At 63.0% G+C, this 18,903-nt stretch carries 13 protein-coding genes, 1 tRNA gene and 2 pseudogenes; 3 read left to right on the top strand and 13 right to left on the bottom strand.

The features are described 5' to 3' along the window. Positions 1-54: 54 nt before the first annotated feature. The 9 genes and pseudogenes from rpoB to ACTGJ9_RS21210 all read right to left on the bottom strand — a co-directional run bounded on the left by rpoB (position 55) and on the right by ACTGJ9_RS21210 (position 9,626). On the bottom strand, positions 55-4,173 hold the full coding sequence (gene rpoB, locus ACTGJ9_RS21250) for a DNA-directed RNA polymerase subunit beta (RefSeq protein WP_456672723.1): 4,119 nt from the start codon (positions 4,171-4,173) through the stop codon (positions 55-57). 473 nt (positions 4,174-4,646) lie between these two features. Further along, positions 4,647-5,018, bottom strand: coding sequence for a 50S ribosomal protein L7/L12 (gene rplL, locus ACTGJ9_RS21245; protein WP_247436956.1), 372 nt, complete (start codon positions 5,016-5,018; stop codon positions 4,647-4,649). 52 nt (positions 5,019-5,070) lie between these two features. Then, entirely contained in the window at positions 5,071-5,589 is a 519-nt protein-coding gene (gene rplJ, locus ACTGJ9_RS21240) for a 50S ribosomal protein L10 (protein WP_456672722.1), read from the bottom strand. 580 nt (positions 5,590-6,169) lie between these two features. After that, positions 6,170-7,122: pseudogene (locus tag ACTGJ9_RS21235) on the bottom strand (2-hydroxyacid dehydrogenase). Between the two features lie 89 nt (positions 7,123-7,211). Beyond that, the gene (gene rplA, locus ACTGJ9_RS21230; protein ID WP_456672721.1) at positions 7,212-7,904 is read right to left on the bottom strand and encodes a 50S ribosomal protein L1; all 693 of its coding nucleotides are present in this window, start codon (positions 7,902-7,904) and stop codon (positions 7,212-7,214) included. 6 nt (positions 7,905-7,910) lie between these two features. Beyond that, a complete protein-coding gene (gene rplK, locus ACTGJ9_RS21225) occupies positions 7,911-8,339 on the bottom strand; it encodes a 50S ribosomal protein L11 (RefSeq protein ID WP_456672720.1) in 429 nt (142 codons plus the stop codon). 134 nt (positions 8,340-8,473) lie between these two features. After that, on the bottom strand, positions 8,474-9,034 hold the full coding sequence (gene nusG, locus ACTGJ9_RS21220) for a transcription termination/antitermination protein NusG (RefSeq protein ID WP_129268045.1): 561 nt from the start codon (positions 9,032-9,034) through the stop codon (positions 8,474-8,476). Next, a complete protein-coding gene (secE, locus tag ACTGJ9_RS21215) occupies positions 9,034-9,225 on the bottom strand; it encodes a preprotein translocase subunit SecE (RefSeq protein ID WP_092294122.1) in 192 nt (63 codons plus the stop codon). The genes nusG and secE overlap by 1 nt, the downstream gene beginning before the upstream one ends. 325 nt (positions 9,226-9,550) lie before the next feature. Beyond that, a tRNA-Trp gene (locus tag ACTGJ9_RS21210) sits at positions 9,551-9,626 on the bottom strand. Between the two features lie 165 nt (positions 9,627-9,791). Here ACTGJ9_RS21210 and ACTGJ9_RS21205 point away from each other — a divergent pair. Further along, complete coding sequence (locus tag ACTGJ9_RS21205) at positions 9,792-11,012, top strand: serine hydrolase domain-containing protein (RefSeq protein ID WP_456672719.1); 1,221 nt, start codon at positions 9,792-9,794, stop codon at positions 11,010-11,012. 179 nt (positions 11,013-11,191) lie between these two features. On the opposite strand, the pseudogene ACTGJ9_RS21200 reads toward ACTGJ9_RS21205, so the two are convergent. Then, positions 11,192-11,958: pseudogene (locus ACTGJ9_RS21200) on the bottom strand (SDR family NAD(P)-dependent oxidoreductase). 69 nt (positions 11,959-12,027) lie between these two features. Next, a complete protein-coding gene (locus tag ACTGJ9_RS21195; protein ID WP_456672718.1) occupies positions 12,028-12,726 on the bottom strand; it encodes a histidine phosphatase family protein in 699 nt (232 codons plus the stop codon). Between the two features lie 134 nt (positions 12,727-12,860). Here ACTGJ9_RS21195 and ACTGJ9_RS21190 point away from each other — a divergent pair, with 134 nt between their 5' ends. Both ACTGJ9_RS21190 and argE read left to right on the top strand, forming a co-directional pair. Continuing rightward, on the top strand, positions 12,861-13,646 hold the full coding sequence (locus ACTGJ9_RS21190) for an SDR family NAD(P)-dependent oxidoreductase (protein ID WP_456672717.1): 786 nt from the start codon (positions 12,861-12,863) through the stop codon (positions 13,644-13,646). 1,147 nt (positions 13,647-14,793) lie between these two features. Next, the gene (gene argE / locus ACTGJ9_RS21185) at positions 14,794-15,972 is read left to right on the top strand and encodes an acetylornithine deacetylase (RefSeq protein ID WP_456672716.1); all 1,179 of its coding nucleotides are present in this window, start codon (positions 14,794-14,796) and stop codon (positions 15,970-15,972) included. A 298-nt stretch (positions 15,973-16,270) separates the two neighbouring features. Here the strand turns inward: argE and ACTGJ9_RS21180 are convergent, their stop codons facing one another. After that, positions 16,271-17,329, bottom strand: coding sequence for a phosphotransferase family protein (locus ACTGJ9_RS21180; RefSeq protein ID WP_456672715.1), 1,059 nt, complete (start codon positions 17,327-17,329; stop codon positions 16,271-16,273). Between the two features lie 133 nt (positions 17,330-17,462). Next, positions 17,463-18,698, bottom strand: coding sequence for an acyl-CoA dehydrogenase family protein (locus tag ACTGJ9_RS21175; protein ID WP_456672714.1), 1,236 nt, complete (start codon positions 18,696-18,698; stop codon positions 17,463-17,465). Between the last annotated feature and the right edge of the window lie 205 nt (positions 18,699-18,903).

Genomic DNA, 18,903 nt, shown 5'->3' with positions numbered 1-18,903 from the left:
GCATCGGGAGGGGCGCCAATGCCCGGCCGCAAAGGCCGGGCATGAAAGGTCGTATTACTCGGCTGCTTCCGACGTCGGCGCCGGTCCCACCTTGGAATTGTGCAGGTCGACGTTGAGGCCGAGCGAGCGCATTTCCTTGACCAGCACGTTGAACGATTCCGGAATACCGGCCTCGAAGGTGTCGTCGCCACGCACGATCGCCTCGTACACCTTGGTACGGCCGGCGACGTCGTCCGACTTCACGGTCAGCATTTCCTGGAGCGTGTAGGCCGCGCCGTAAGCCTCGAGCGCCCACACCTCCATTTCGCCGAAGCGCTGGCCGCCGAACTGCGCCTTGCCGCCCAGCGGCTGCTGGGTGACGAGCGAGTACGGACCGATCGAACGCGCATGGATCTTGTCGTCGACGAGATGGTGCAGCTTGAGCATGTAGATGTAGCCCACGGTCACCTTGCGATCGAAGGCATCGCCGGTGCGGCCGTCATAGACGGTCGACTGACCCGAAGCGTCCAGACCGGCAAGCTTCAGCATCTCCTCGATGTCGGCTTCCTTGGCACCATCGAACACCGGCGTCGCGATCGGCACGCCGCGGCTGAGGTTATGGCCGAGTTCAAGCAGCTCATTGTCGTTGAGCGACTTGATCGTCTCGTCCTCGCCGTAGACCTTCTTCAAGGTATCCTTCAGCGGCTTGATGTCCTGCTTCGACAGGTAGGCATCGACCGTCTGGCCGATACGCTTGCCGAGGCCGGCGCAAGCCCAGCCGAGATGGGTCTCGAGGATCTGTCCGACGTTCATGCGCGAGGGCACGCCGAGCGGATTGAGCACGATGTCGGCATGCGTGCCGTCCTCGAGGAACGGCATGTCCTCGATCGGCACGATCTTCGACACCACGCCCTTGTTGCCGTGGCGACCGGCCATCTTGTCGCCGGGCTGGATCTTGCGCTTCACCGCGACGAAGACCTTGACCATCTTCATCACGCCGGGCGGCAATTCGTCACCGCGCTGAAGCTTCTCGACCTTGTCGAGGAAGCGCTGTTCAAGCCCCTTCTTCGACTCGTCGTACTGCTTCCGCATGGCCTCGATTTCGGCCATCAGCTTGTCGTTCGGCGAAGCGAACAGCCACCACTGCGACTTCGGGTACTCCTCGAGCACCGCACGGGTGATCTTGGTGTCCTTCTTGAAGCCCTTCGGGCCCGCAATGCCCTGCCGTCCCTCGAGGAGCTCGGCAAGACGGTTGTAGACGTTGCGGTCCAGGATCGCCTGCTCGTCGTCGCGGTCCTTGGCCAGGCGCTCGATCTCTTCCCGCTCGATCGCCAGCGCACGCTCGTCCTTGTCGACGCCGTGACGGTTGAACACGCGCACTTCCACGATCGTGCCTTGCACGCCCGGGGGAACGCGCAGCGAGGTGTCGCGAACGTCGGAGGCCTTTTCGCCGAAGATGGCGCGCAGAAGCTTTTCTTCCGGCGTCATCGGGCTCTCGCCCTTCGGCGTGATCTTGCCGACCAGGATGTCGCCGGCGCGCACTTCCGCACCGATGTAGACGATACCGGCTTCGTCGAGGTTCTTCAGCGCTTCTTCCGAAACGTTCGGAATGTCGCGGGTGATTTCCTCGGGCCCGAGCTTGGTGTCGCGGGCCATCACCTCGAATTCTTCGATGTGAATTGAGGTAAACACGTCTTCCTTCACGATCCGCTCGGAGAGCAGGATCGAGTCTTCGAAGTTGTAGCCGTTCCACGGCATGAACGCGACGAGCACGTTGCGGCCGAGCGCGAGTTCGCCGAGATCGGTCGACGGACCGTCAGCGATGATGTCGCCCTTCTTGACGATGTCTCCCACCTTCACCAGCGGACGCTGGTTGATGCAGGTCGACTGGTTGGAACGCTGGTACTTCATCAGCCGGTAGATATCGACGCCCGACTTGGTCGGATCGAGATCTTCGGTGGCGCGGATGACGACGCGGGTCGCGTCGATCTGGTCGATCACGCCCGAACGGCGCGCCGCGATCGCAGCACCCGAGTCACGCGCAACCACGCCTTCCATGCCGGTGCCGACGAACGGCGCCTCGGCGCGAACCAGCGGCACCGCCTGGCGCTGCATGTTCGAGCCCATCAGCGCGCGGTTGGCGTCGTCGTTCTCGAGGAACGGGATCAGCGCCGCGGCAACCGAAACGAGCTGCTTCGGCGACACGTCCATGTAGTCGACCTTGTCCGGCGTCACCGGCAAGACTTCGCCGGCGTGACGGCAGACCACCAGGTCTTCGGTGAAGCGGCCCTTCGGATCGAGCGGCACGTTGGCCTGCGCGACCGTGTAGCGGCCCTCTTCCATCGCCGAGAGGTACACGACCTCGTCGGTGACCCGACCGTCCTTGACCTTGCGATAAGGCGTCTCGACGAAGCCGTACTTGTTCACGCGCGCGAAGGTGGCGAGCGAGTTGATCAGACCGATGTTCGGACCTTCCGGCGTCTCGATCGGGCAGATGCGGCCGTAATGCGTCGGATGCACGTCGCGCACCTCGAAGCCGGCGCGCTCGCGGGTCAGACCGCCCGGTCCAAGTGCCGACAGGCGGCGCTTGTGGGTGATCTCCGACAGCGGGTTGGTCTGGTCCATGAACTGCGAGAGCTGCGAGGAGCCGAAGAACTCGCGCACGGCGGCAGCCGCCGGCTTCGCGTTGATCAGGTCCTGCGGCATGACCGTGTCGATGTCGACCGAGGACATGCGCTCCTTGATCGCGCGCTCCATGCGCAGGAGGCCGATGCGGTACTGGTTCTCCATGAGCTCGCCGACCGAGCGCACACGGCGGTTGCCGAGATGGTCGATGTCGTCGATCTCGCCCTTGCCGTCGCGCAGATCCACCAGCGTCTTGATGACGGAGAGGATGTCTTCCTTGCGCAGCGTGCGCTGGGTGTCGGGCGCATCGAGGTCGAGGCGCATGTTCATCTTGACGCGGCCGACCGCGGAGAGGTCGTAACGTTCGGCGTCGAAGAACAGCGACTGGAACATCGCCTGGGCCGAATCCAGCGTCGGCGGCTCGCCCGGACGCATCACGCGGTAGATGTCGAACAGCGCGTCTTCACGCGTCATGTTCTTGTCGGCCGAGAGCGTGTTGCGGATGTAGGCGCCGACATTGACGTGGTCGATATCGAGCAGCGGCAGTTCCTTGTAGCCGTGCTCGTTGAGGGCCTTCATCGACTTGTCCGTGATTTCCTCGCCGGCCTCGGCGTGGATTTCACCGGTCTTCGGGTTGACGAGATCCTCGGCGAGGTAGTTGCCGACGAGTTCCTCATCCGACAGGCGCAGCGCCTTGAGCCCCTTCTCCTGCATCTGACGCGCACCGCGCACGGTGAGCTTCTTGCCGGCCTCGAGCACGACCTTGCCGGTGTCGGCGTCGATCAGGTCGTTGATGGTCGAGTAACCGCGGAAACGGTTGGCGTCGAACGGAACGCGCCAGCCTTCCTTGGTCCGCTTGTAGAGGATCTTCTTGTAGAACGTGGACAGGATCGCCTCGCCGTCGAGGCCGAGGGCAAACATCAGCGACGTCACCGGAATCTTGCGGCGACGGTCGATACGCGCATAGACGATGTCCTTGGCGTCGAACTCGATGTCGAGCCAGGAGCCGCGATACGGGATCACGCGGGCGGCGAACAGCAGCTTGCCCGAGGAATGGGTCTTGCCCTTGTCGTGATCGAAGAACACGCCGGGCGAACGGTGCATCTGCGAGACAATCACACGCTCGGTGCCGTTCACGATGAAGGTGCCGTTCATCGTCATGAGCGGAATGTCGCCCATGTAGACGTCCTGCTCCTTGATGTCCTTGACCGACTTCGCACCGGTTTCCTCGTCGATATCGAACACGATGAGGCGCAGCGTCACCTTGAGGGGAGCCGCGAAGGTCATGCCGCGCTGGCGGCACTCGTCGACGTCGTATTTGGGCTGCTCGAACTCGTAGCGGACGAATTCCAGCATCGAGGTGCCCGAGAAGTCCGAGATCGGGAACACCGAGCGGAACACAGCCTGCAGGCCCTCGTCGAGGCGACCGCCCGCGGGTTCATCGACCATCAGGAACTGGTCGTAGGACGCCTTCTGAACCTCGATGAGGTTCGGCATCTCGGCGACTTCCTTGATGTGTCCGAAGAACTTGCGAACCCGTTTGCGACCGGTGAATGTCTGCTGCGCCATCGTGGCCTCTCATTTCGTCGCCCGCTCTGGGCGCGCCGTCCAGGACTCGGCTGCCGCCGCTCCCCGGGTTGAATTTTTCGAACCCGTTTTGGGGACCGAAAATCCAGTTTCAGGCCGTCATGTCCTGAATCTGTTCTTCAGACCTTCAAAACGCAAAACGACGCGCGGGGCGCATAGGCACGCCCGCCCGTCACAACGATCGTCTTCACGGACTGCAAAAGCCCGAAATAGCCTGCTCTCCCAACGGCTTCCAGGGAAATCCGGCATCCCTGCCCACCGCGCTTTCGTGCTGCCGACCCGATATGGGGCGACAATAGTGGAGATCCGAGGGGTATACCCTCAAATCCCCACACATTTTCGTGTTCGACCTGCGTCGGGACGATCCGTCGCACGCCTTTTGCATCTGGCCCATCCTTTTGAGGGATGGACCGAGGTCCTGGGCGTCAGCCCGGGACCTCGCCCGTAAGCGTTGCTTACTTAAGCTCGACCTTGGCGCCAGCCTTCTCGAGCTGGACCTTGAGCTTCTCGGCCTCGTCCTTGTTCACGCCTTCCTTGACAGGCTTCGGCGCGCCCTCGACGAGGTCCTTTGCTTCCTTGAGGCCCAGGCCGGTGATGGCGCGGACTTCCTTGATGACCTCGATCTTCTTGTCGCCGGCGGCGGCCAGAACGACCGTGAACTCGGTCTTCTCTTCAGCCGGAGCGGCGGCAGCAGCAGCGGGACCGGCAACGGCCACTGCCGCGGCGGCGGACACGCCCCACTTTTCTTCGAGGAGCTTGGCGAGTTCGGCGGCTTCGAGCACGGTGAGGCTCGAGAGGTCGTCAACGATTTTCTGCAAGTCAGCCATTGTTCTGTTTCCTTAAACTAGTCTGGTTCGGGTTTGAGTTTTGCGAAGGGCGTCAGGCCGCTTCGCTCTTTGAGGCATAAGCCTGGATGACGCGCGCGAGCTTGCCCGCGGGCGCGTTTGCGAGCTGCGCAAGCTTGGTCGCCGGAGCCACGAGGAGGCCGACGATCTTGGCACGCAGTTCATCAAGCGACGGCAGTGAGGCAAGAGCCTTCACGCCCTCGACATTCAGGACGGTCGTTCCCATCGATCCGCCAATGATGACGAACTTTTCGTTCGTCTTGGCGAATTCGACGGCGACCTTTGGCGCCGCTACCGGATCGTTCGAAGTGGCGATCACGGTCGGTCCCTTCAGCATGGGGCCGATGGCAACGACGTCAGTGCCTTCAAGAGCAATTTTGGCGAGACGGTTCTTCGAGACCTTCACCGAGGCGCCAGCCTGCTTCATCTGCGTCCGCAGCTTCTGCATCTGGGCAACGGTCAGGCCGGAATATTGGGCAACGACCGCGACGCTCGTGGTCTTGAAGACCCCATTGAGCTGTTCGACCGCTTCCTTTTTTGCCGCTCGTTCCACAGCAAGCTCTTTCCGGTTGGCGGTCATCGCAAAAGCGGGACCGCCGGGTTGCACCCATCGTCCCACCCAAAACCTGAACCTCAGGGTCAAAACCCATCGGACACGCGCCGGGCGAGACGACAATTCAAAGCCTGCCCTCCGGGAGCTGGTGAGAGCCCACGGCGTGTCGAGGTCCGAACCAAACTCCTTCCGCGACCACCCAAAGGTGGGATGCGAAGTGAAATCCGGTCTTCACCCGTCTATGCAGGCCATGCGATTAAGCCGTTGAGAAATCGAAATTTCCCGCAGGCGCCTGCAGTCTTGGACAGGACAAGGCCAGCCGGCGAACCGCCTGACCTCTGCCCGCATCCCACCAATCGATGGATTTTCCTTCCTTTCCGGGCAAATCCTTGCGGACGTCCTGAAAAGGAATGATCTCCTGCGCGTTGGGTTTTCGGAATGCGTGCACAGACGCGCCAGCCAAGGCCGGCACGTCCGGAAGCGGTTCTTTAACCGCTCTCTGCCTGCTTGCCAAGAGCAAAATTCACACCAGTTCCAATCCGTTGTCTGCCCGGCTTGACCCGGCCTGACAGGGATCGATTCAGGCCGATTTGACCCCATAAGGCAGCGGCTTGCCCGCGAAGAACGCACTCAGGTTCGCCAGCACGCAGTTCTGCATGGCGACGTGCGATCGAGCGTGTGGCCACCGATATGCGGGGCGAACACGACGTTGGGCAGCGCCGTCATTGCGTCGGGGGCGTGCGGTTCCTGCTCGAAGACGTCGAGGCCGGCGCCGGCGATGGTCTTGTCAGTCAGGGCCGCGACCAGGGCCTTCTCGTCGATGACGGAGCCGCGGGCGATATTGACGACATAGCCGTCCGCGCCGAGGCGCTTGAGGATGTCGGCGTCGACCACATGCTGGGTTTCGGCCCCTGCCCGGACCGCGATCATCAGCACGCTGCACCAGTCGGCGAGCGCCTCGAGCGTCGGGAAATATTGATAGGGCAGATCGTATTTGCTGCGGCTGAAATAGCCGACCTCGCTCTCGAACGCGGCGCAGCGCGCGGCGATCTTGCGCCCGATCTCGCCCATGCCATAGACGCCGATGCGGCGGCCCGGCATGCCGGCCTGCGGGCGCATCATCGGCGACTGCTTCGACGCCGCCCAATCGCCGCTGCGGACATATTGATCGGCAACCAGGATCCGCCGCGTCGTCGCCAGCATCAGGGTCATCGCGATGTCGGCGACCGAGGCCGCATTGGCGCCGGGGCTATGGCCGACCGCGATCTTGCGGGCGGCGGCGGCCTTCAGGTCGACGCCGTCATAGCCGGTGCCGTAGCAGACGATCGCGCCGAGTTTTGGAAACAGGTCCATCGCCTCGGCACCGAGCGGCGAGCCGCCGGCCGTCAACATCGCGCGGATGCCGCCGAGCTCATCGGCCGAAAACACCTCCTGCGCAGGCTTGCCGCCGGTGTCAAGCAGTTCGAACCGCTCGGCGAAGCGCGCCATCATCGACTTGGGAAAGCGCGAGTAGATCAGGACCTTGTCAGCCATCGTTGTTGTTTCCGGTGAGCGCCGTCGCAATGGAAAGGGGCGGAATCGGTCGCCCGATTCCGCCCCTCGCCTCATGCAATTTCCAAACCTTAGCCGAGAATGGTGCCCGGTTCGACCTTCACGCCGGGGCCCATCGTCGAGGACACCGCAACGCGCTGGATGTAGGTGCCCTTGGAGCCAGCCGGCTTCGCCTTCGAGACAGCATCGGCGAGAGCCTTGATGTTCTCGACCAGCTTGTCCTCGGAGAACGAGGCCTTGCCGACGCCGGCCTGCAGGATGCCGGCCTTCTCGACGCGGAACTCGACCGAGCCGCCCTTGGCACCCTTCACCGCACCGGTGACGTCCATGGTCACGGTGCCGATCTTCGGGTTCGGCATCAGGCCGCGCGGGCCGAGCACCTTACCGAGGCGGCCGACCAGCGGCATCATGTCGGGGGTGGCGATGCAGCGGTCGAAATCGATCGAACCGTTCTGCACCTTCTCGACCAGGTCTTCGGCGCCGACGACGTCGGCCCCTGCGGCCTTGGCTTCGTCAGCCTTGGCGCCGCGGGCGAACACGCCCACGCGCAGCGTACGGCCGGTGCCGTTCGGCAGGGTCACGACGCCGCGGACCATCTGATCGGCGTGACGCGGATCGACGCCGAGATTGATCGCGACCTCGATGGTCTCGTCGAACTTCGCCTTGGCGCGTTCCTTGACCATCTTGATGGCGTCCGCGAGCGGATATAGCTTTTCGCGGTCAACACCTTCGCGGGCTTTGTTCAAACGCTTTCCGATTGCCATAGCCGCTTACCCCGCCACTTCCAGACCCATCGAACGGGCAGAGCCCTCGACCATCTTCATGGCCGCTTCGATCGAGTCGCAATTGAGATCCTTCATCTTCTTCTCGGCGATCTCGCGCACTTGCGTCTTGGTCACCGCGCCAGCCTTGTCGCGGCCCGGCGCCTTCGAGCCGGACTGGATCTTGGCGGCCTGCTTGAGGAAGAAGGACATCGGGGGCGTCTTCATCTCGAACGTGAACGAACGATCGGCGTAGATCGTGATCACGACGGGAATCGGGGTGTTCTTCTCTTCCTTCTGGGTCTGGGCGTTGAACGCCTTGCAGAACTCCATGATGTTGAGACCGCGCTGACCGAGCGCGGGACCGATCGGGGGCGAAGGATTCGCCGCACCGGCCGGGACCTGAAGCTTCAGGTATCCGGTCACTTTCTTTGCCATGTATCACTCCTGTTGTGCCGGCAGATCACCGGCGGTTTCAGGTTCGTGGTCTGGGTCGGATGCGGCTGGCAACCGCCTTCTCCCTCCCACGGCCTCTCTTTGCGAGACGCCTTGCGGCGTCCCGCGTTACCCGATCAGACTTTCTCGACCTGACCGAATTCCAGCTCGACCGGCGTGGCGCGGCCGAAGATCGACACCGCGACCTTCACGCGCGAGCGCGCCTCGTCGATTTCCTCGACGACACCCGAGAACGAGGCGAACGGGCCATCGGCCACGCGCACGTTCTCGCCAATCTCGAACGACACCGACGCCTTCGGCCGTTCCACGCCCTCCTGCACCTGGTGCAGGATGCGCATGGCCTCGGCTTCCGAGATCGGCATCGGCTTGTTCTCGGCGCCGAGGAAGCCCGTGACCTTCGGCGTGTTCTTGATCAGATGAAACGCCTCGTCGGTCAGCTTCATCTTCACCAGCACGTAGCCCGGGAAGAACTTGCGCTCGGCGTCGATCTTGCGGCCGCGGCGCACTTCCGTGACCTTCTCGGTCGGAACCAGCACCAGCTCGAACAGCTCCTCGAGCCCGCGCTGCTTGGCCTGCTCGCGGATCGATTCGGCGACCTTCTTCTCGAAGTTGGAATAGGCGTGGACGATGTACCAGCGCTTGTCGGTCGATTGGGTTGCAGCGGCTGCTGTTGCCATCAGTGAATGCCCAAAAGGAAGGTGATGAGGTAGCGGATGATCTGGTCGGCGGCGAAGAAGAAGATCGAGGCCAGGGCGACCATCACGAACACCATGATGGTGGTGATCGTGGTCTCGCGGCGGGTCGGCCAGGTGACCTTGGCGGTCTCCGAGCGCACTTCCTGCAAGAACTTGAACGGGCTGACTGCCATCGTTTGAGACGCCATTGAATTTCGGGGATCCGAACAGCCGCCTGTGGCCCAACCCTCTGTCTCGAAGGATGAGCCGGAAAACCGGGCTCGATTGTTCGGGGGATTTCAAAGCCGCGCCGGAAATCCGCGTTTAACGGGCCGACTGCGAGTGCGGGGTAGATACTGCGGATAAAGCCAAAGGTCAAGCTGTGGGCGGGGCGGAATGCGCGCGAGCCGGGTTGACGGACGCGATGCGGATCAAGGGCTTATGGGCCCCGCATGATCCACGGTCCGAGTCTTTCGGCCCACCGCCTCCTGCCTGTCGATCCTGATTGGCGGGATGAGCTGGCAGGAGTGGCAGGGCTCGAACCTGCGACCCCCGGTTTTGGAGACCGGTGCTCTACCAATTGAGCTACACTCCTACGGACCCTCGCGTTGCCCGCCGGATCAGGGCCGCTTTCAAGCACAGGGGACGGCTGGATTGCAAGGACGGATTGCAAGGGTGAAGCGCGCTGGCTTCGCTTGTTTGTGCCGCGCCTTCTGGGCCACTCTCCGCTGCCGACAATCAAGAACAACCGGGAGAGCCCATGACTGCCACCGCCACCCAAACCGCGATCACGCCCAAAACCCCGCCTCTCTCCGAGGCGAAGCCGGAAACGCTGGGCCTGTCGCGGCCCCGTCTTCAGGCGATGTCGGACGCGTTCAAGCGCGAGATCGACAAGGGAACCATCCCCGGCGTGACCGTCCTGGTCGCCCGCCGCGGTCAGGTCGGCTGGTTCGAGACGCTCGGCAGGCAGAGCCCGGCGGCTTCCGCGCCCATGGCGCTTGATCTGATCTTCCGCATCTTCTCGATGACCAAGCCGATCGTGTCGGTCGGCATCATGGCACTGGTCGAGGACGGCCACCTCCTCCTCGGTGACGCGGTCGCGAAATTCATCCTCGCGTTTGCCGACCAGAAGGTCGGCGTGGTCAGCGGCGGCAGGCTGGAACTGGTTCCGCCGAAGCGGCCGATGACGGTGCAGGACCTGCTCCGCCACACCTCTGGTTTGACGTATGAGCACCAGGGCGACGGCCCCGTGCACAAGATCTACCAGGAATCCCGCGTCCGCAGCCGCAAGATCACCAATGCCGAGCACGCCACGCTAGTGGCGAGCTTCCCGCTGGTCTGCCACCCCGGCGACGAGTTCAACTACAGCCGTTCCACCGACATCCTCGGCCGCATCATCGAAATCGTCAGTGGTAAGTCGCTCGGCGCATTCCTCGCCGAACGCGTTCTCGCGCCGCTTCAGATGACCGAAACCGGCTTCTCGACGTCAGAGGCCAATGCCAACAGGCTTGCCGAGCCGTTTGCGAGCGATCCCTGGACCGGCGACAAGGTCGCGCTGTTCAACATGCTCGAGCAGCCGGTGATGGAATCCGGCGGCGGCGGCCTGGTCTCGACCACGATGGACTATGCCCGCTTCGCGCTGATGCTGCGCAATGGCGGCACGCTCGACGGCGCTAGGATCATCGGCCGCAAGACGCTGGAGCTGATGGCCTCCGATCACCTCGGGCCGCACGTGGTGACCAACGGCACGCTGCTTTCGCCCGGCCACGGCTTCGGTCTCGGCTTTGCCGTGCGCCGCGAGGCCGGCATCGCGCCGTTCCCCGGCAGCGTCGGCCAGTACTTCTGGAGCGGCATCGCCGGGACGTTCTTCTGGATCGATCCGAAAGAAGACCTGTTCACGGTGTTCATGAGCCAGGGCCCGGGACAGCGCGATTTTACGCGGACGCTGGTGCGGGATCTGGTTTACGCGGCGGTGGATTGACGCGACGCCGCATCGCCAATCTCGCTGTCATGCTCCGCGAAAGCGGGGCATCCAGTACTCCGCGGCGGGTGTGGTGAAGGCGAGCTCTCCAACGCCGGTCTCCGGGATACTGGATCGTCCGCCTTCGCGGACGATCGCACCTGAGTTGAGGCGGAGTGAGCGCCCGTCCCGCAAGGAAATCAGCTAATCGTTGCGCCGCCGTCGATCACCATGGTCTGGCCGGTCATGAAGTCGCCGGCCGCAGACCCCAGGAACACCGCGGCGCCCGCGATCTCGTCGGGGATGCCGATGCGCAAGAGCGGCGAGCGCGCGGTCGAGGCTTTCAGGTTCTCCGGATTGTCCCACAGCGCCTTGGCAAAATCGGTCTTGATCAGGCCGGGCGCGATGCAGTTCACGCGAATGTTGTGCTTGCCGTATTCGCAAGCCAAATTGCGTGCGAGCTGCATGTCGGCGGCCTTGGAGATCGCGTAGCGCCAAGGATCGTCGAGCCCTTGAGGCCGCCGATCGAGGAGACGATGATCACCGAGCCGTCCTTGCGCTCGATCATCTGCGGCACCACCATCGAGATCAGCCAGTTGTTGGCGACGATGTTGTTGTCGAGAATTTTTCTGAACTGATCGTCGGAGATGCCGGCGAGCGGACCGTAATACGGGTTCGACGCGGCGTTACAGACCAGCACGTCGATCTTGCCGAAAGCGCGGTTGCTCTCATCGACGAGGTTTTGCAGATTTTCCTTCGACGAGATGTTCGCCGCGATCGCGACCGCGGTGCCCTTGCCGAACTTGTCGTTGATGCCCTTGGCGACCTCATTGCAGACATCAGCCTTGCGCGAGGAGATCACGACCTTGGCGCCGTGCTCGGCCATACGCTCGGCGATCGCAAGCCCGATACCGCGCGTCGAGCCGGTGATGACGGCAACTTTGCCCTTCATGTCGAACAAGGTCATGTTTCTCTCCCAGGGTATGATTTGATTTGCCTGAAGCTTACGCCGCGTCCGCGCGAACGGACAACAGCCTCAGGCGAGCTTCTTGACTTCCGGTCCCGCCGGCTGATGCATCTCGGCATGGGCATCGTCCGCGATCCACGGCTGCTGGTTCACCATCGGCAGCCGCCAGACCGAGCGCTCGGGGCTTGCGAAATGATCGAGTCGCGTGATCGAGCAATTGTCGATATCGAACGACAACGCCCGCTCCACCTGGCCGTCGAGCGCGAGGCCGATCGCCGCCTTGATGGTGCCTCCATGGGCAACCGCGATGATGTCCTGCCCGCCTGCGTCATTGATGATACGCTCGACGGTGCGGCGCGTGCGGTTGTAGAGATCCATAAAGCTTTCGCCGCCCGGCGCGGGCTCGTTGATGTCGGCAAACCAGCTCGAGCCGACGGGACGGCTGGCAATGAACGAGGCGCGGTTCATGCCCTGCCAGCGGCCGAGATTCTGCTCGGCGAGATCCGCCTCCCATTTCATCGACGCGGGCTTCGGGTAGCCCGCTTGCCAGATCGCTTCGGCCGTTTGATGCGTGCGCATCAGGTTGCTCGAATACCAGACCGCGTTGCGTGGCAGCACCTTGGCAACAGCATTGAACACGTAGGTGTCGCTGGTGTCGCAGGCGAGATCGCTCTGTCCGTAGATGTTGCCGCCGTCATTGCGCACCGGCGCGTGACGAACCCACCACCAGCGTGTCGTGACCACATTCGGCTTGTCTGCGGTTGCCATTGAGCCTCTTCCATCCCGTGTGATGTCGCTGTACGTCAGTAGTGAACGTGTCTCAAGACACTTTACCGTTTGAAATTCTGTTTGAAATTCCGTCGCGCGGCAAGCGTCACGCGGCACACCAAAGGGAGAAACGCATGGGCCGTCTGCAAGGCAAATCCGTCATCATCACCGGCGCCGGCAGCGGCATCGGCCGCGCGGCTGCGCTGCTGTTCACCAGGGAAGGCGCCAAGCTGATCGCGGTCGATCGCACCGAGGCGGTGAAGGAGACCGTCGACGAGGTGAAGAAGGCCGGCGGTGTCGCGGAAGCAATGATAGCCGATGCCGGCTCCGAGCAGGACGTCATCGCCGTCATCGACAATGCAGTGAAGACGCACGGAAGGCTCGACGTGATCTGGGCCAATGCCGGCGTCTCCGGCGGGCTCGTTCCGCTCGGCGAGCAGACCGTCGAACAGTGGCAGGAAGTGCTGCGCATCAACCTGATCGGACCATTCCTCGCGGTGAAGCATGCAATGCCGCACATGGTGAAGCAGCAGTCCGGCGCGATCGTGCTCACCGCATCGGTCGCTGGCCTCAAGGCCGGCGCGAGCGGGCATCCCTACGCGGCGAGCAAGGCCGGCGTGATCTCGCTGGTGCAGACCACCGCCTATTCCCTCACCGGCACCGGCGTGCGCATCAACGCGGTGTGCCCGGGCCTGATCGAAACAGGCATGACCAAGCCGATCTTCGACCGCGCCAAGGAGCGCGGCACTGCCGACAAGATCGGCCAGCTCAACCCCTTGAAGCGCCCGGGCCAGCCGCACGAGCTCGCCGCGATGGGATTGTTTCTGGCCAGCGACGAGGCGTCGTATGTGAACGGCCAGGCGTTCCCGGTGGACGGCGGCCTCACGGCGTCGATGCCGTATACGGGCAAGCCGGTTTAGCAGGCGGCTACTCGCCTTCGTGTTGAACGGTGCCGCCACACCCTCCGTGTCGTCCCGGCGAAGGCCGGGACCCATAACCACCGGAAAGAGTTTGGCGAAGATCCGTCGTTCGGTACTCCTGCCGAATGCGATCGATGGATTCCGCGGTATGGGTCCCGGCCTTCGCCGGGACGACATCGGCGAGACATTTCGCGCAACTGCATCAACATCGTCATTGCGAGCGCAGCGAAGCAAATCCAGCTTCCTCCGCGGATGCAGTCTGGATTGCTTCGCTCCGCTCGCAATGACGGAGCAAGGGGCGTCAGCGTAGTTCTGTAGCTCGCATCTCTGTTGCAGACACACCCTCGCATCCTCGCGGCTTGTTTCGCCCGAGCTTTGCTCTCTCGCCTCACCCTCATTTGAAAGAGGGCGCAGGGAAGGCCGGGAGCCGGCTGGCTCCCATTGACCGCTATGCCATGAGTAGATTGCGCTACACTGCACAGCGGGTAACAGGGCAGCCGGAGGCATCCCGGCCTTCCCTGCGCGGATGGTTGGAACGGCTTATGTCGTGCTCTCCCCGGGGAGCGATGCACTATTGCCCCCGTCGCCTCGCGGATGATCGATGCGCGAACCCGGTCGGGCCACGCATCACTGCGAGACTTGACGCACAGACCCCGGGCGTCAGGACCACACGATTTGGCCGTACGCAGATCACGCCGGTCGTGTGCGCGACGCTTTTGCTCACGGTAGCCCGCCCTGCAAAACCCTTCGCGCCGATGTGGCCTGCGTCCACCGCCGCCCGGCCCGCGTTCGTGACGATCGCGATACGCCCCTCTTCCTTGGGCCGGAGTGGGACGATACATACGTCGTTTCCGAATTTCGGTAAAGTGGAATATTTTCGACGATGCGGGTTGACCCACGCCTAGCGTGCTTTGCCCGTCAGGCAACGCCAGGTCTCGTAGCCCTACCGCGTCATTCAGGGGCGCGACGAAGTCGCGAACCCCGGAATCCATTTCACCGTGCATGATGCTGCCGGATGGATTCGGGCTCAATGCTGCGCATTGCCCCGGAATGACAGCTGCGGCTTCATTTGCCCGACCGGCCGCAACATTGGTATGGTTCATGCAAGCGGCATCAGCCTCCGCAATTCCCTAACAAGAACGTGAAAATGCCGGACTCCAGACCTGACCGTATCCGCAAACTTCTCGCCGACCTCGTCGGCTTCGACACGATCAGCGATCGCACCAATTTGTCTTTGATCGCGCATATCGAGAGCTATCTCGCCTTTCTCGGCGTCAAGGGCGAACGCTTCACCGACGAGACCGGCAAGAAGGCTTCGCTCTGGGTCACGATCGGCCCGGAAAATCGACCCGGTCTCGTGCTGTCAGGGCACACCGACGTCGTGCCCGTCGTCGGCCAGGACTGGAACCATGATCCGTTCAAGCTGGTCGAGCGCGACGGCAAGCTCTACGGCCGCGGCACCACCGACATGAAGGGGTTCGTCGCGGTGTGCCTCGCCATGGTGCCGGAGATGCTGGAGGCGAAGCTGACAACGCCGATTCATCTTGCCATCTCCTATGACGAAGAGATCGGCTGCGTCGGCGTGCGACCGATGCTTGCCGAGGTCGCGAAGAAAAAGGTGAGACCGCTCGGCGCCTTCATCGGCGAGCCGACAGAGATGAAGGTCATCATCGGCCACAAGGGCAAGCACGGCGTGCGCGCGACATTCCGCGGCCTCGCCCGCCACTCCTCGATTGCGCCGGATGGCGTCAATGCCATCGAATACGCGGCCGAGATGATCACCGAGATCCGCCGCCGCGCAGTGAAGCTCGCGGCCGAAGTCGAGCGCAGCAGCCTTTACGATGTGCCGCACTCGACGCTGCTGACCAGCATCGTGCATGGCGGCGCCGCGCTGAACATCGTGCCCGACACTTGCACGGTGGACTTCGAGTGCCGCGGCATCGGCATCACCGAGTCCAGAGAGGTGACGGATGCGATCGTCGCCTGGGCCAAGGCCGAGCTCGAGCCGGCGATGAAGGCGAAAAGCCCGGAATGTGGCATCGATTTCGAGGAGATCCTCGACTATCCCGCGCTCGACACCAAGGCCGACGCCGCAATCGTCACGCTGGCAAAGCAGCTTGCGGGACGCAACGACCACGCCAAAGTCGCATTTGGCACCGAGGCAAGTTTGTTTGCCAGCATGGCCGACATCCCGTCGGTGGTGATCGGCCCCGGCTCAATCGCGCAGGCGCATACGCCGGATGAGTTCGTCGAGATGGCGGAGCTGGAGAAGTGCGCAGGCTTCGTGGAGAAACTGATCGCGCATTGCGCGAAGGCGGAGTCATAAACGACGCTGCCGTGGTGGGCAAAGCGGAGCGTGCCCACCATGCCACTGCGATCGCAGAGAGATGGCGGGCACAGCGCTACGCGCTTTTGCCCACCCTACAGGAGCTGTCAATGTGGGGGCTCGTGACCCACCTCCCCGTCATTGCGAGGAGCGAAGCGACCAAGCAATCCAGGCTGCCGCCGCGAAGACATCTGGATTGCTTCGCTTCGCTCGCAATGACGGAGACTCTCAATGACGGAGACTGTTGAAAGATCGCGAACTGCAAAGAAAGGGCGCTGCCTCCGGCCGCGCCCGACTCCTACACCGCGCCCGCCTTCTGCGCGTAGTCCCACGACGCCTTTGACAGCGGCACGGTGCGCTTGGCGGATTCCAGCGCCTTGGCGTTGGCGGCGGTGCCGTCACGGACGCGGCCGGCGATGCCCTGGGTGATGCCGGCGAGGCGGAACAGATTATAGGCAAAGTACCAGTTGAGATCCGGCACCGTCATCTTGGTGACGTTGCAATAGATCTGCGCGGCTTCCTCCACGCTCGGGATGTTGAGCGCCTTGAGGTCGGCGCCGTGCAGGCCCGGCATGACCCACTGCATCAACAGATAGGTAAAGTCGGCCATGGGATCGCCGAGCGTCGACAGCTCCCAATCCAGCACGGCCTGCACGCGAGGTTCCGTCGTATGGAAAATCATGTTGTCGAGGCGATAGTCGCCGTGGACGATCGAGACGCGCGCCTGCTCCGGCACGGTCTTGGGCAGCCATTCGGCCACCTTCTCGAACTCCGGAATGTGCTGGGTCTCGGACGCGCGATACTGCTTGGTCCAGCGGTCGATCTGCCGCGCGAAATAATTGCCGGGCTTGCCGAAATCGCCGAGACCGATCGCGACAGGATCGTACATATGGAGCTTTGCCAGCGTCTCGATCTTGCTGGTGAAGATCTTTCGGCGCGCATCGGCATCCTGGCTCGGCAGCGTCGGATCCCAGAATACCCGCCCCTCTTCCATCGACATGATGTAGAACGCGGCGCCGATGATGCTGTCGTCCTGGCACAGCGCATAAGCGTGCGCGACTGGAAAGCCCTGCTTTCCGAGGGCCGCGATGACGCGATATTCGCGATCGACCGCATGCGCCGACGGCAGCAATTTGCCGAACGGCTTGCGGCGCATCACGTAGGAGCGCTTGGGGGTGTTGAGCCGGTAGGTCGGATTAGACTGGCCGCCCTTGAACTGCAGGACGACCAGCGGGCCCTCATAGCCTTCGACGTTGTCGCGCATCCAGGCCTCGAGCCGCAGCTCGTCAAAGCGATGACGCTCCTCGACCGGCTTGGTGCCCGAGAACTCTTCGTCTTTCCTGACGCCGTCAGCCACGGTGACGCTCCCTCTTCAGTCCGAACATGATCCTAATCGGTAACCGCTGACGCACTTGCGTCAAGCGGTCACTCCGAATGCGGATCATGCTCTGTCGTTTCTTCAAGTCGGGAGCGCCGCGCGGCTCTCCCTCTTAGTGCCTGGGAGAATTGGCATACTTCCGAACTTCGAGCCTTGCAATGGCGCGATTGTGCACCTCGTCGGGACCGTCGGCGAGACGCAGCGTGCGGATGCCGGCGTAGTCCTTGGCAAGGCCGGCCTCGTCGGAGACGCCCGCACCGCCAAACGCCTGGATCGCCTCGTCGATGATCTTCAGCGCCATGTTGGGAGCTGCGACCTTGATCATGGCGATCTCGGCCTGCGCGGTCTTGTTGCCGACCTTGTCCATCATGTCGGCGGCCTTGAGGCAGAGCAGACGCGTCATCTCGATGTTGGTGCGGGCTTCGCCGATGCGCTGCTCCCACACACTGTGCTCGACGATCTTCTTGCCGAAGGCTGTGCGCGACATCAGCCGCTTCACCATCTTCTCCAGTGCTTCCTCGGCCTTGCCGATGGTGCGCATGCAGTGATGGATACGGCCGGGACCGAGGCGGCCCTGCGCGATCTCGAAGCCGCGGCCCTCGCCGAGCAGGATGTTCTCCTTCGGCACGCGCACGTTCTCGAGCAGCACCTGGGCGTGGCCGTGCGGTGCATCGTCGAAGCCGAACACCGGCAGCATCTTCTCGACCTTGATGCCGGGGGTGTCGAGCGGAACCAGGATCTGCGACTGCTGCTGATGTTTTGCGGCATTGAAATCGGTCTTGCCCATCAGGATCGCGATCTTGCAGCGGGGATCGCCGACACCGGACGACCACCATTTGCGGCCGTTGATGACGTAATGGTCGCCATCCTTCTCGATCCGGGTCTCGATATTGGTCGCATCGGACGAAGCGACCGCCGGTTCCGTCATCAGGAAGGCGGAGCGGATCTCGCCATCCATCAGCGGACGCAGCCATTTGCGCTTCTGCTCCTTGGAGCCGTAGCGCATGAACACTTCCATGTTGCCGGTGTCGGGCGCGGAGCAGTTGAACACTTCCGAGGCCCAGGAAATGTGCCCCATCTGCTCCGACAGCAGCGCGTATTCCAGATTGGTCAGTCCCGCACCGCGGAATTCGTCGTCTTCATGCTCGTTCGGCGGCATGAACATGTTCCAGAGGCCCTCGGCCTTCGCCTTCTTCTTGAGGTCTTCCAGCACCGGGATGACCTTCCAGCGGTCGCCGCTCTTGTCCTGCTCGTTGTAGATCGGCACCGCCGGACGCACGTGCTTGGTCATGAACGACTGCACGCGGTCGAGCCATTCCTTTTGCTTGGGCGACAGATCGAAATCCATGGGACGCTCCTCGGTCTCTCTTTGCGAAACTGTTTTGCGCCGGACTGTCCTCCCGCAATGTGCGGCCCGCAAGCGCCATTCGGCGGTTCGCGGGGCGTGGAACCCGCACCGCTTTCAACAGCGGCGCAATTCCATCATGCGGATTGACTTCTCCAGCGTTCAAACGATAGTTTCATACAAGTGTTTGAATTGCAACTCCCTCCCC

It is taken from the genome of Bradyrhizobium sp. RDM12 (assembly GCF_051917485.1).
In the GTDB taxonomy this organism is placed as follows: Bacteria; Pseudomonadota; Alphaproteobacteria; order Rhizobiales; family Xanthobacteraceae; genus Bradyrhizobium.
The sequence above is the reverse complement of the archived record's forward strand: the minus strand, read 5'-3'. Positions and strand labels throughout refer to the sequence as shown.

Coding starts and splice junctions, on each gene's coding strand:
- ACTGJ9_RS21175 (WP_456672714.1), bottom strand. CDS start 18,698: ATGGATTTCGATCTGTCGCCCAAGCAAAAGGAATGGCTCGACCGCGTG.
- argE (WP_456672716.1), top strand. CDS start 14,794: ATGCCGGACTCCAGACCTGACCGTATCCGCAAACTTCTCGCCGACCTC.
- rplL (WP_247436956.1), bottom strand. CDS start 5,018: ATGGCTGACTTGCAGAAAATCGTTGACGACCTCTCGAGCCTCACCGTG.
- rplK (WP_456672720.1), bottom strand. CDS start 8,339: ATGGCAAAGAAAGTGACCGGATACCTGAAGCTTCAGGTCCCGGCCGGT.
- secE (WP_092294122.1), bottom strand. CDS start 9,225: ATGGCAGTCAGCCCGTTCAAGTTCTTGCAGGAAGTGCGCTCGGAGACC.
- ACTGJ9_RS21205 (WP_456672719.1), top strand. CDS start 9,792: ATGACTGCCACCGCCACCCAAACCGCGATCACGCCCAAAACCCCGCCT.
- nusG (WP_129268045.1), bottom strand. CDS start 9,034: ATGGCAACAGCAGCCGCTGCAACCCAATCGACCGACAAGCGCTGGTAC.
- ACTGJ9_RS21190 (WP_456672717.1), top strand. CDS start 12,861: ATGGGCCGTCTGCAAGGCAAATCCGTCATCATCACCGGCGCCGGCAGC.
- rplA (WP_456672721.1), bottom strand. CDS start 7,904: ATGGCAATCGGAAAGCGTTTGAACAAAGCCCGCGAAGGTGTTGACCGC.
- rpoB (WP_456672723.1), bottom strand. CDS start 4,173: ATGGCGCAGCAGACATTCACCGGTCGCAAACGGGTTCGCAAGTTCTTC.
- ACTGJ9_RS21195 (WP_456672718.1), bottom strand. CDS start 12,726: ATGGCAACCGCAGACAAGCCGAATGTGGTCACGACACGCTGGTGGTGG.